The sequence below is a fragment of the Flavobacterium amniphilum genome, from assembly GCF_023634845.1.
GTDB lineage: Bacteria > Bacteroidota > Bacteroidia > Flavobacteriales > Flavobacteriaceae > Flavobacterium > Flavobacterium amniphilum.
Genome location: NZ_JAMLJL010000014.1, coordinates 1 through 12,373 on the forward strand (window position 1 = coordinate 1; position 12,373 = coordinate 12,373).

12 protein-coding genes are annotated in these 12,373 nt (G+C 31.1%); 5 read left to right on the plus strand and 7 right to left on the minus strand.

What is annotated here, in order from left to right; translation table 11 throughout:
* Positions 1 to 286: 286 nt before the first annotated feature.
* The 3 genes from NAT51_RS14735 (at position 287) to NAT51_RS14745 (ending at position 1,802) form a co-directional block, all read left to right on the plus strand.
* The gene (locus tag NAT51_RS14735) at positions 287 to 697 is read left to right on the plus strand and encodes a ribonuclease E inhibitor RraB (RefSeq protein ID WP_250599952.1); all 411 of its coding nucleotides are present in this window, start codon (positions 287 to 289) and stop codon (positions 695 to 697) included.
* Positions 698 to 871: 174 nt separating this feature from the next.
* Positions 872 to 1,390 (plus strand): DMP19 family protein, encoded by a 519-nt coding sequence (locus NAT51_RS14740; RefSeq protein WP_250599954.1) that lies wholly within the window; start codon positions 872 to 874, stop codon positions 1,388 to 1,390.
* A 193-nt stretch (positions 1,391 to 1,583) separates the two neighbouring features.
* A complete protein-coding gene (locus NAT51_RS14745; protein ID WP_250599956.1) occupies positions 1,584 to 1,802 on the plus strand; it encodes an ankyrin repeat domain-containing protein in 219 nt (72 codons plus the stop codon).
* Between the two features lie 165 nt (positions 1,803 to 1,967).
* Here the strand turns inward: NAT51_RS14745 and NAT51_RS14750 are convergent, their stop codons facing one another.
* The 6 genes from NAT51_RS14750 to NAT51_RS14775 form a co-directional block, all read right to left on the minus strand.
* On the minus strand, positions 1,968 to 3,035 hold the full coding sequence (locus tag NAT51_RS14750; protein WP_250599958.1) for a hypothetical protein: 1,068 nt from the start codon (positions 3,033 to 3,035) through the stop codon (positions 1,968 to 1,970).
* Positions 3,036 to 4,031 carry an SPFH domain-containing protein gene (locus NAT51_RS14755; protein ID WP_250599960.1) on the minus strand — a complete coding sequence of 332 codons (996 nt, stop codon included), beginning with the start codon at positions 4,029 to 4,031 and terminating at the stop codon, positions 3,036 to 3,038. It abuts the gene before it with no gap.
* Between the two features lie 89 nt (positions 4,032 to 4,120).
* Complete coding sequence (locus NAT51_RS14760) at positions 4,121 to 5,110, minus strand: hypothetical protein (RefSeq protein ID WP_250599962.1); 990 nt, start codon at positions 5,108 to 5,110, stop codon at positions 4,121 to 4,123.
* Positions 5,111 to 5,122: 12 nt separating this feature from the next.
* On the minus strand, positions 5,123 to 8,014 hold the full coding sequence (locus NAT51_RS14765) for an OmpA family protein (protein ID WP_250599964.1): 2,892 nt from the start codon (positions 8,012 to 8,014) through the stop codon (positions 5,123 to 5,125).
* 25 nt (positions 8,015 to 8,039) lie between these two features.
* On the minus strand, positions 8,040 to 8,561 hold the full coding sequence (locus NAT51_RS14770) for a DUF4280 domain-containing protein (protein WP_250599966.1): 522 nt from the start codon (positions 8,559 to 8,561) through the stop codon (positions 8,040 to 8,042).
* A 19-nt stretch (positions 8,562 to 8,580) separates the two neighbouring features.
* Positions 8,581 to 9,702, minus strand: a complete 1,122-nt coding sequence (locus NAT51_RS14775; protein ID WP_250599968.1) for a LysM peptidoglycan-binding domain-containing protein — start codon at positions 9,700 to 9,702, stop codon at positions 8,581 to 8,583.
* Between the two features lie 409 nt (positions 9,703 to 10,111).
* Here NAT51_RS14775 and NAT51_RS14780 point away from each other — a divergent pair, with 409 nt between their 5' ends.
* Both NAT51_RS14780 and NAT51_RS14785 read left to right on the plus strand, forming a co-directional pair.
* Entirely contained in the window at positions 10,112 to 11,113 is a 1,002-nt protein-coding gene (locus tag NAT51_RS14780) for a hypothetical protein (protein ID WP_250599970.1), read from the plus strand.
* 85 nt (positions 11,114 to 11,198) lie between these two features.
* Positions 11,199 to 11,765 (plus strand): hypothetical protein, encoded by a 567-nt coding sequence (locus NAT51_RS14785; protein WP_250599972.1) that lies wholly within the window; start codon positions 11,199 to 11,201, stop codon positions 11,763 to 11,765.
* Positions 11,766 to 11,870: 105 nt separating this feature from the next.
* On the opposite strand, the gene NAT51_RS14790 is transcribed toward NAT51_RS14785, so the two are convergent.
* On the minus strand, positions 11,871 to 12,338 hold the full coding sequence (locus NAT51_RS14790) for a hypothetical protein (RefSeq protein ID WP_250599974.1): 468 nt from the start codon (positions 12,336 to 12,338) through the stop codon (positions 11,871 to 11,873).
* Positions 12,339 to 12,373 lie beyond the last annotated feature (35 nt).

A 12,373-nucleotide genomic window follows, 5' to 3' on the forward strand; every position in this document is an offset into this window, starting at 1 on the left:
CATTCCAATTTTGAAATTGTAGCAGTAAGGTAAAAAAAAACCTCCTTTAAATGGCTTTAAAAAGAGGTTTTATAAAATGTTTTTTGGAGTTATTTTGAAAAAATAGTAGTTGTGCAACAGTTACCGCGGTTTTAAGAAATTGGGGGTTTAGTGAATAATGGAACATCTTTTCGTATATTTGGCTTCAGTCTTAACGGAATGAGTTGGGACAAAAATTCCCAACTTCTTAAAGCCGGCGCGATGTTAGCGTCTATTCCATTCAAAATCCAATAAATTCAACTATTTAATGAAAAAACTTATATCTATTATCTGTTCAATTTTGGGCCTTACTTCATGTGGTAATTCTCAGCAGCAAGATTTGGAAAAAGGAAAACTTGTTGAAATTGAGGCGAATCGCAAAACTATAAATGCACTAAAAAATGCTGGTAATAATTTTGAAATAGAGCGGGATGTTTTTCATTGGATTTACTTTAAATCAAAATCTGATCAACATAATTATTTCAAAGAAGTCCAGTCAAAAAATTTCAAACTGGTTCTTTCAAATAAAATTGATGGTGAATTTCCGTACCAACTTGAATTAGTGCGAAAAGATAAAGTTACAGAGTCAGAAGTAAATGAATATGTATTATATCTTTGGAGAACCGCATTAAAATATAATGGGGATTATGATGGTTGGGAAACAAGTGTAGAAAAATAAAAAACAGCAACAGCCGCTAACCCTCGCTAATCGCCAGTGCTGGTTTTGGGTTGCCGCTCGCCTATTTTTCATATATTCGTTCCAAGCAGCCGAGAGAACTTTCTCCGCTATTCCGCACCGCGGTTAGCGAGCTAACGTTAGTGGCAAGGCTAAACAAAACTGCAAAAAAGAAATATGACTAATAATTACGAGATTTTTGAAGAAGAAAATCACTTGAAACCAAATTTTGCTAAATCAGAATTTGATTCACTAAGTTCTTGGGATTTCGGCTGGGCAATTCTTGAACCAATAAATCTTGGCGCAAATGATGAAATTGGATTATCAAAACGACTATCACCTGGACAGAAAGCTTTATATTTCTTTTGGTATCTTGATGGAGAAGTTACAAATGGAGGATTTATACAATTCTACTGGAATGGAAAGCGAAAGTATTTGCCGGCAATCATAAAAGGATTAGAATTGATTGGAGATAGAGATATGCTTAACCTGGTTGACCAAGCTGATAAACTTTATATGGAAAACAAAGAGAAGTTTGATTCTGGGAAAACTCAAGAAGATTTTTCAAAACTCTATGATGATTTAATTGAGTTTGATGATCTTGATGGAATATTTTATGACAAGCATGATAAAACAATGGATTTAATAGAAAAGTATGCGAGACAAAATCCAAATAAGTTTGTAAACATAGAATAACGCCCAGCCGCTAACAGCGGTTTCGCGCCATAGCTGGTTTTGGCTTTCTTGGAAAATACGCTGAACATCAAAATTTCTTATTACATTTATCCTTAACTTGCCGCTACTGCGCCAAGCCGCGGGAGGTTATATGCCATAATTGGAAACTGCTGAATGACAACTCGCCCGGAAAATAACTCAAATAAAATTAGTTTTGGAAAAAGAAGATAAAATATGGGAATTGCTTGAAATGTGTTACTACGGTCACATTGATCAAGTTAAAAGATTAGTTGAAGAAGGTGTTGACGTTAATGAAATTGGAAAAAATGGAATGTCGCCATTAGATGCGGCCAAAGACGGAGAAAATAATGATATAGTTGAGTATCTTATGAGTGTTGGGGCTAAAGAAAATCAAAACTCAAAACTGGAGTAAATTTGATTGGTTAATTTGGGAAGTACAATTACGGCATGTAACAGCGGTTTAGATAAATAGCAAGTGAAACCCCTTTATTTTATTGGTATTTTAAAAAATTAAATTTCATAAGTACAACATAAGTACAACAAATTGAAAAATCTTTTTATCTAGTCTATTTTGTTTTTACAGTAAAAAAAGAATGGCGACTAATAATACAACTACCAAAAGAATTACAAGACCGACTTTTGTTGAAGAAATTGGTTTATTACCGTCAATTTTCCCATTTTGACCATTAATCGAAAAATTATATTTTTTATTTTTATAAACATAAGTACAAATCCATACAGGAAGTAAAATATGTTTATATGATTCGTTTTCAAATGCAGTTACTAAAGACAAATCTGTATAAGTATCTATTTTACAAAGATTACCACATTCTCTATAAATTTTTTCATTAATAATGCTTTTTGATAAATCATAACATTTTTTTATTTCAGGGGAATAGGTATCAGATTCCCAACCTGTAAGATATTTGTAGTCGAACGGTACAAGCTCATCCAAATTGAATGGGAAAATTTTGCTGACTTCTGAATGAGAAATTTCATCACTGCCACAGATTAAAATATCATTGAAAAATTTACTGTAATGACCACTTCTATAATGCCATCTAGTGTGCTGTACTTTTTCCTCTTTTGAATTTCCCTCACTATCAGTATAGGTTTCGGTTTTGTAATAATACTCGCCAGCTTGACCACTCCATTGTGTTTCTGTTTGAGCATCAAATGTCCAAAAAGGAACATAAATACCTCTTAAATTATCTAAAACACTAATTTTTCTAAAATCATCTGATGTCCAAAACCCTTTATTCACCCAATTTTGAAAAAGTGCTTGAATCTCATTTTTTGAAATACTAAACGGGATTAAACCGCTTGGGTTGATGGGTTGCAATTGAAAAGCAGTTGAATTCACTACATTATTCCCACAATTTATACACTCAAAGGAGGGGGTGTTTTCTTTTATTTCATTTTCTTTACCACATTTCGAGCAAGCATATAAAATTATTTCAATATCTTTTCTAGGATTGACCAAAGTGGATAAAAAACCTGAAATATCTTTTTCCTTTATGGTTTCCAACTTTTTTTCAATTGGAATAACAGAATTACAATGATTACACTTTAAATCTTTAACAATTGGGTCAAAGTTAAGTTCTGCACTACAATTTGGACATGGATATTCTAAAAAATTTTGCATTTACAATTTTGATAATATTTCCTGTTTTTTAATATTAAATTCTTCTTCGGTTAAGATTCCTGCTTGTTTTAATTCACCAAGTTGTTTTAACAACTCAATTTGTTGCGAACTACTTGATTCCTTTGACAAAGTATTTTCCTGTTGATTTTGAATATTTTGCCCCATTAAATTATTTAATAAGATTCCTGCTCCAATTCCTGCACTATCTCCTGTACTTGGGTTTTCAGATATTTTTTCTATGGATATTCCTGCTTGAAACTGGTTAAACTCATTCAAATTGTTTTTTAAAATATTGAGGTTTGTCTTTTTATCCAATATTTTTTCGACTTCTTCAGGAAGCATTATACTCTCAATATAAAATTTTTCGAGTTGAATCCCCCAAGTATCAAATTCCTGTTGAAAAACAGGCATTAATTTATCCCCTATTTCAGTATAATTGGTCGCTAAATCTAAAACGGGGATGCTAGCTTGCGCAATTCCTTCTGCAAATTTACTGGCTATTACTGCTTTCAATTGACCTTCAACATCATCAACTTTAATATATGGTTTAGTTCCTGAAAATTCTTTAATAAATTTTTTACTATCTATGATGCTAATACTAAAATTACCAAATGATTTTAATCGTACTTGTCCAAATTCTTCATCCCGCAAAAGAATTGCTCCCGAAGTTCCCCATTTTAAATTGGTAAATTGTTTTGTACTTATAAAATAAATATCAACTTTAAATGGTGAATCGAAAAGATACTTCCAAGATTCCAGTGAAGTCGTTACGGGCATATTACTTGTTGAAAGTGTGTGCAAACCTGGTAAGTATAAATCACCAAACTCTCCCTCATTCATTAAAACCACATTTTGAGATTCTCTCACTGTTAGCTTTGCCCCATTCATTATTTTGTTGCCTTGGTCAGTGAATTTCCATATAATTGTGTCGTTGGATTGGTCAACCCATTCAATGACCTCAATAAATTCGTTTTTTATAAAATCAAATATCCCCATTTTTTTTATTTTTAAATTCCGATTCTCCCTCCTAATAAGTAAAAATAGTTAATTAAAACAACTGTTCATATTTTCTAATCACATTATTACTACCTCACAACTTCTAATTCCGTTTTTCCTTTTGGAATATGTAGAAAACAGCTAAAAACAAAACCACTTAAATCACCATCTTTATCCTTATAATGGCAAACTAAAACCGACTTATCTTTTAAATTCTTATCATTTGAAGTACTAACCAATCCAACTAATCTTCCCTCTGCATAAAATACCATTTTATAGTCTTTAATAGGTTGCATCTCAAATTCAGGACTTTTTACAACATTCACTGTTTCGTCCCAACCTCGTTGAATATCTTTTCTTGTTGCATATTCTGAAACGTATTGATTTCTCATATTATCAAACTCAATTTTTGCAATGGCATCTAAATTCTTACTTTGATATATACTTTTATTTTTTTCAAATTCTGCCAAAACTCTTTTTTCTAAATCTTTTGGGTCTAATTTTCTTAAATCTTGACTCTCACTCCAGCCTTTTAATTCGTAAGGGACTACTGCATTAAAAGTAAAACTACCCTCATAATATTTTTTACCTGAAAGTAATGAGACTGGTTCTACCATAGAATTTGCAGGCTTGCTCATTGGTGCAATATGAACACCTGATTCTCCCTGTTTTTCGTGTTTGTAAAAATCCTGCCATTCTGCTGTAACTTCCATTTCGGTTTCATTGATAAAAGTTGGATAATTTTCACCTTCGTATTCACCAACAGGATATAACTTGTAGTTCACTTTTTGCAAACCACTTTTTAAAATCACATGATTTATACTTACACCTGTATGCCCGCCATTACTATAATCTTGATATACAGGTATATCATTCACAAAAATTTCAGATTGACACCAGCCTTGTTTGACGTCTAAATAATATCTTGTATAATCTGTATAAGTTTTTACTTCGGCATATATTTTATCTACAATGTTATTTGCCGTAATATCAGGGTTTTGTATCATTTTTATTTCTTTTTTTTGTGAACATGAATTTAAGGAAATGAATATTCCTATTGCTATAAGTTTAAGTTTCATGATAAATTTAATTTAAGGCTTAATATTAAAAAAATAAATCCGCATTAGTACTTTTTTTGAAGGATCTATTAAAATAAACGGTACAGGTTTAGCTTCTTTCTCAGAAGTACCTATTTTGAACCCAGATTTTGTTTTTACTTCTGCATAAGCTAAATACTTTCCTTTGATTCCCGAAAAAACAAGATATTGTTCCATGAACAGACCTTTTTTAGGGTCAATACCATATTGATTAACTAATATTGCTAAACCATTAAGTTTAAGTACAACACCTCCCTCTAACTTAGTTTCATAAGCCTTAAATTTAGCAAAAGTTTTTTCATACTTTGCCTCAATGGTCACTTCTGCTTTTATTGTTTTACTAATTATTGACACCGCTAATTTATTATTAACATAATTCTCAGCAGTATCAATAATATTATATGTCTTAGTCAAGAAATTGTACTTGACATTCTGTTCAAATTCTATATCTCCTTTAACTGTTATACTTCCCCCTATTTTTCTGACTCCAATTGTTTCAAGAGCCGTGGCAACCACTTTTTTATTTTCCCTCAATTTCTTTTCTTCTTCATCTTTAGGCGGATTTTCACTTTCTTTTTTAAGATAATCTTCAATAAGGTCAAAACTTTTCTCGAAGTTTACCGCAACCAAAGGGGAGCATTTTATATTGGCTTCAAAAATAAGTGCCAGTCTGCTGTCAGGTTGCATTTTATAATACATCCCTGCGTTCATGGCAATGGCAGGCGGTACAATTTCCACACCTGAATCGTCAAGATATTTAGATAATTGTTTTGCTTTTTTGGCAAGTTTTGCTACTTTTTTAAGTTTACCTGGTATGTTCCTGCCTTTTGTCAAGTATAACATTAATAAGTCAATGATAATACCTACAGCAACCATTTCATAAATTGCAAGTGCCACAAGGTAGCGGGTATATTTATTTTCTTTTATAAAATCGACCTGCGTTCCTGTAAGACTTAGTTCTTCATTCTTTTTTTCAAGTTTTCGGTCATAAAAAGCGTGCATACCAATTGAGAAATCTTTTGCCTGTTTTTCTACATAAGGAAAAAGCACATATTCGTTTATCCAAGTGCTTGGCAATACTTTCATTATTTTAAAAACAGTACTATCAGTTAACTCCTTTATTTCTTCTGTAATTCCATTTTTTAAAGCTACTGCTTTTTTATGAAAAAAGTAATCTCCAGCATCTTTATAATTGTATTGAAAATGTCCAATCCAAACCACATCAGGAAAAGCTTTTATGTGTAGTGTGGGTTTGCTCTTATCGGAATAATACGCACACGAATTAATATGAAAATAATAATCGTTTGTGATGTCAAAATAGGACGTTGTTTTGTCTGAAAAAGGATTCAGGTATTTGGCAAGATAGTTTAAATAGTTTGTTTTAAAATCTGAACCAATAACAGAGAAAACTGGGTGTTCAATAATTTCAGCGTTATAAACCGTTTTCTTGTTTACAGAATGCTGTGTATGCTCAAATACAGTCTTTCTTATACTGTGCTTTTCCTTATGCTCCTTGAAACAGGAATCAAAAGACTGCTTAGGTACATTTATTTTTAATTTCTTGGCGTGTGAATACGTGGGCGTAATAATATCGACAGTTATAGGCTGTGCGTTGTTGCCATATACTTTAAATAATAAGGTAGTTCTGCGGTTTTGCTCGTGAAGTGCCTCGCTTATATCTTCACCATGATGTATAAGTGCCGTTTTTCCATAACCTTTTGCCGAAATCCTATCAGGGTCGATGCCTTTTTCAATCAAATGGTCAACAATGGTCTGCGCCCTCTTTAATGATAATTTAATATTATAGTCATGGCTTCCCCTGCAATCAGTATGCGACCCAATCTCTACTGGCAAATACGGTGATTCCAGTAAAAAAGTGGTTATTTCGTCTATTACCGATTTTGCATCTGGGCGAATATTGTATTTGTCGAAATCGTAATTGATTTTTTTGGTTACGGCAAATCGCTCCTTGCCGTCTATTTGTCGGTTAAATTTTCCCTCGTCAAATATGGTTACAGGATCATTATCCTCATAAATAACTATTTTGGGAAACTTACACAAATGATATTTTTTATAACTGGCTTCTGCTTCACCTACTTTGAGCGGGGTAAGATTTTCGGGAGGTTTAGGAAACTGAGGTTGAAGCTTGTTTTTAATTCTTAAAAACTCGGCATGCGCGGTTTCATTTCTATCGTTTAGGATATATTTATTTGTTGCAGGGTCTTTTACTTTTATATAAAACTGCTCAATATCTTGCCTGTTTCTAATTTTAGTGTACCAAGATGAAGTATTATTAATTTCTAAATCAATTTCGCCATTGGTAACAGCTACTCTTGTGATTACTGCAACTGGTATATCATCGCTTGTTGACGAGCCACCATACTGTCTGTACACTTCTACAATAAGATTTTTATAACCGTTAAGCCCCTCAGTATTTACAGTTAGATAAATGATATTTCCGTACGAAAAAATGTGCGAATTACGCACATCTTCGCCATCGTTGCTAAGACACCATTTACTTGTGGTTATTCGTGGCGGACAGTAACCGCTTATACTTAAACCTGTTTTTATAAACTCCCTGTTTTCAGATAGGTTGGCTTGCAGGTAATAGCAGTAAGGACCACAAAACTTTTTGGCAATTTTTACCCCAAATATTTTGTCGTGTGCCAGTACCTGTTGCAATAACACTATTTTTTTATCATGGGCGTGAAACGTCCAAAATCTTCTACTTGTTTTATCAGTAGGAGTGGTGTCCTTAAACCATTCAGCTACCGTAAAATAAACAAATTGGTCTGCTTTAATCGTTAATTTTTCATTAGGCACAGACAACCTCGGTATTACTTCTCCAGTTCCTGACCATTTAATTTTTGCTATTCCTCTTGCCATACTTATAATTATTAAGAATAATAGACTATCCTTGTGATTGTGATTGTGCTTGCGCCCGTTCTATACCCTCGAATGAATACTTTTTTTTCTGTAAATCGGTAATATTTACCATTGGATTTATTTGATTGTGAATTTCGGGATTTGCATTTTTAATATTTTGTTTTCCTGCTTCTGTTTTTTGCCCGTGTTTATCTATCGTTATGCAATCAGGCGCACCCATTGGACAGGTTGCTTTACTGTCTTCAAGCAATGCTTTGCCTTGATTTGACAACGTTATTTTTTCATAAGTACCACTCCATTTTGTAATAACCGCCTTGCAGGGCAAATAATCACCACTTCCATTGGGTTGCTTTTTGCATTTACCAAAAGTATTTTTTTCAAGCGTTTGCCCTATGTCTTTATCACTCGCAACAAGTTTTTCTTTGCCCTCTTTATCGTTGGCGTAAACCTTTGTTTGTGTCTTTACCTTTAAAACATCTGTTTTAGGTTCAACGCTAAATTTACATTTTACGGTTGCACCTTGTACAACCACGTGCTTCTCACTCATTGCTTATAGGGTTATATTATTAAAAGAACCAGCTTTTTTTCTTTGCAGGCGCAATCATTTCTATTGGTCTGTTCTCCTGCATTTCGTTATCATTAATAACTGCAATTACAATTTCCAGTTTTTTAGGAACGTCTAACTTAACATCACATTCCATTAACATAGTCTTGATGGTATTATTGTTAGGGTTTAAAAAATAGTTAGCCTTAAAATTACCCGTTGCCTTTTCAAGTTCCAGCCCCATTTGACTATCATAATTGGAAAAACTTAACTCATTCTCAAAATCCGCTTTACATCTGTCATCTTTCAAAATTCCATCCCTACTAAGACATATATTGTTACTTTCATCTAAATATTTATCGATGGTTTGGTTAATGGAATATCTTAACGGGTTAGAATTTACGAGTAGTGGAAAATCAACAGTAGATTCAGAGGTCAATTCTTCATTGTGCTTCATATAGATGCCACTAAAAAAAGCATTTAGAAACCAATCCTTTTGCAAGCTTTCATTTAAACTGCTTTTATTATCGATACTTTGCTCAAAAACTGCTAAATAATTTTCAATTTCCCTTCCTTGGTATTCGTCTAATATTTTTTGCTTATGGTTTGCCCATCGTTTTTTTATTTCAGCGGTATTATAAACCTCTTCCCATCTTCCATTTTTATTGACCACAAGGACAAGTGGATATAATGATTCGGATACTTTTTCTGCAAGTTCGTTGATTATGGTATCAGCCTCAACATGATTTATAAAAATTTTGGAAGCTCTGTTTATTTCAAATAAATGGTGTTCACTTGGCTGTTTATCCACACATTGTACACTTACTTCGTAATGCATCGTTGTAACTTCATCACCCGTAGTAACAGTAAACATCACCCCATAATTTATTTTTTTGAGTATTGATTTTAGTTGTATAAAATTAGGTGCTGACCGTTTAGAAACATTTTCTTTATCTTCTATAGGGGTCTGAGAAAGAATAAGTGTTTTTAGGTTATTTGAAAAATCATAACCAATCAAATCAGGAAGTTCACAATAAATATTATGATATGCTCTTATCTCTTCAGTAGTTAAATTCAATTGCTTGGCAACACTCTGTAATGTGTCTCCTTTTTGTATAGTATATATTTTATGTTTTGACTCCAAGTGTTTTTTTTTATGGGTCAAATATAAAGAATTATACTACAAAAAAAATCAAAAAATTTTAATTAAAATTTCTCTAACCCCTTATTTTTAAGCGCATCACCAAATTTGGTGAGAAGAAAAATACACTAATTTAGGGATTGACTGATAATTATAAAGTAGGTAAATTCGCGCAAAAAAAAATGGAATCCATACCCTTTTTCTCATTAATCATTCTCCTGATTTTTGAAGGCAAAAAAACTGCTGAAAATTTAGTATATAAAAATAATGTGAACACAATGAACTTAATTTACATAGCCCTTATAATGATGAATATTGTTTTACTGGTATATTACGAATTTTATTAAAGAAACATAATATATATTTGTGAGTGTTATAAGAGTTAGTGAAAAGAAAAAAATACAACTTAGATATGGGAGAAAATCACTTAAATATATCAGAAGATATTGATGCAATATCAAGAGAAATTTTGGATAAATATTGGTTGAATGAAAACGGAGAATTTATCCATAAAGTAAATAATTTATCGAAAGAATATAACTTAACAAGTTTTAAAATTACTGAATTAGCAAAAAATCATTCCTCATATTTCAAATCTAAAATTTGTGAAAGATGTCGAATAGAATATTTTGAAAAAATTGAAACAAGAGGAAAACTTAAAGGAGATTTTTGGAATGTTTTATGTGAAAACTGTGAGCAAATACAAAAAGAAGAGCAAAAAAAAATAAATGATGAAAAGCAAAATCAAATAAACAATAGATTAAGCATATTCAATAAATCATTTTATGAAAAGAATTGGGAGAAATTGAATCAAAATGAATTTGAAATTTATGAAAAAATCATTGCTAATAAAACTTTAAAAAACATTAAACAAAATATTTTTAAAAACGATTTTTACTGTCAATCTACTTGGTCAGTTTTCAATAAATTAGAACAATTAAATTTAATAATAATTGAAAGAGACAGTTATAAAACAGTCTTAAATATTTATTTTGATGAAAGAGTAGAAAATATAATTTCAAGAAATAACAGAATAGAAAATATAATTCCAAGAAATAGCACAATAGAGATCAAAGATACTTTGAGTTTCTCTCTTTCAAAAAAACTAAATAAAACTAAACAAAATCAACCCGATTATTCAGGAACATTTATATTAAAAAACGATGTTGTTTTAAAAGCAGGAGTCAAATATTTGTATGGAGGTTGGTCACAAACCGACGATTCAATAAATTTAAAATTTACCCCATTAGGAAGTATTCCTTATAAACCAATTCAAAGTGAAATTGAGAATGAACCAAAATTAGTAGAAGATATTCTTAAAGATTTTTTTAATGTATTAGTAGATAACGAAATAAATCAAAATCCATTTGGTTCATTAAATGATGATTTGGAAGATTCTGACGTTCCATTTTAAACAAAAAAACTACTACCTTTTCCCATATCAAAAATATCCGAAAATAAAATTCTAAAAACATATAAAAGTAAAATATAAACAAACTATGAAAAAACAAATCTTAAAGACAGGGGTAATTTTATTATTAACAAACTTTATTTATTCGCAAACTCCAAAAAATTTCAAGGCAGTAATTAAAAATGAAAGAATTGAAGAATTCACAATCAGCATTTTAAAAGGTAAAGGAGATTTTTCTGGAATTATCCAAATTACAAAAGATGGGAGTATAAAACCTTTTGTGTATAATGTTGATATTGACTTTTCGACTTTAAAATCAGCAGGTGATGTTGTAAGCTTTGAGGATTTCAATTTTGACAAGGAAAAAGAAATAAAAATTTATGCCTTAAACAATGGATTTTATATTTATGACAGAAAAAGTGGCAAAGAAAAAAATCTATTTGAAAAAACTGCTGGCTATGGAAAATCTAAAGTAGTTGATGTTAAAAATTTCATTAATACCCATAGAGGAGAATATGTTATTAATGAAGCAGATAAAACAATAAAAATTTTAGGAAGTTGTGGGGCTGGTTGTGGTTCTGAACAAACATACAAAGGTTATGGTGATGGAAATTTAAAACTAACCCGAAAATGTGAGTGGGATGAAATGCAATAAACTTAGAACTATTTGAAGTTGTGAAAAAACTAATTCAAGAGTATTTTAAAAATATTTCAAGCGTGCTTAAAGCACGCTTTTTTATCCTTCTTTGAACTTACTAAATTAACCCGCTACGATATTGGAAAAATACCAATTTGAAATTAATTCATCGGTTAATTCATTTTTATTAAATTCATTCCACGAATTGCTTGTTTCTATCCAAACTTTCTTTCTTTCTTCATAAGTTTCAAAAAAATTATCTAAAATTTGAGTTGAACCATTTTCTTTAATTTTAATATTTTTAATTGCAAGATGTCTATCATAAGTTTTCATCCAACCTTCCTCAGTATCACGACCAGAAAGTGAAAATTTGATTAACCTTGTTATGAATAAAGTTCTACGGATTATTTCTTGATTATTAATTGAAGTAGAATCTAAATAGCTTTTGAATTTTTCAACTTTTTCATCAAGTGTAAATTCAAAATCAATAGTTTCGTCAATGTGAAAATGTCCTGTTAAAAAAGCCAATTCCTCTTGTATTTGGATTGGATTGGAAATGTACCAGTTTAAAATTTTGTCTAATGGATTCATAGTATTAGTGTTCATATTTTACAATTTACGAAGAT

Bases quoted from the DNA above. Each gene is read 5' to 3' on its own strand.
- NAT51_RS14735 (WP_250599952.1), top strand. From the start codon at position 287: ATGAAAAAACTTATATCTATTATCTGTTCAATTTTGGGCCTTACTTCA.
- NAT51_RS14740 (WP_250599954.1), top strand. From the start codon at position 872: ATGACTAATAATTACGAGATTTTTGAAGAAGAAAATCACTTGAAACCA.
- NAT51_RS14750 (WP_250599958.1), bottom strand. From the start codon at position 3,035: ATGCAAAATTTTTTAGAATATCCATGTCCAAATTGTAGTGCAGAACTT.
- NAT51_RS14755 (WP_250599960.1), bottom strand. From the start codon at position 4,031: ATGGGGATATTTGATTTTATAAAAAACGAATTTATTGAGGTCATTGAA.
- NAT51_RS14760 (WP_250599962.1), bottom strand. From the start codon at position 5,110: ATGAAACTTAAACTTATAGCAATAGGAATATTCATTTCCTTAAATTCA.
- NAT51_RS14765 (WP_250599964.1), bottom strand. From the start codon at position 8,014: ATGGCAAGAGGAATAGCAAAAATTAAATGGTCAGGAACTGGAGAAGTA.
- NAT51_RS14770 (WP_250599966.1), bottom strand. From the start codon at position 8,561: ATGAGTGAGAAGCACGTGGTTGTACAAGGTGCAACCGTAAAATGTAAA.
- NAT51_RS14780 (WP_250599970.1), top strand. From the start codon at position 10,112: ATGGGAGAAAATCACTTAAATATATCAGAAGATATTGATGCAATATCA.
- NAT51_RS14785 (WP_250599972.1), top strand. From the start codon at position 11,199: ATGAAAAAACAAATCTTAAAGACAGGGGTAATTTTATTATTAACAAAC.
- NAT51_RS14790 (WP_250599974.1), bottom strand. From the start codon at position 12,338: ATGAATCCATTAGACAAAATTTTAAACTGGTACATTTCCAATCCAATC.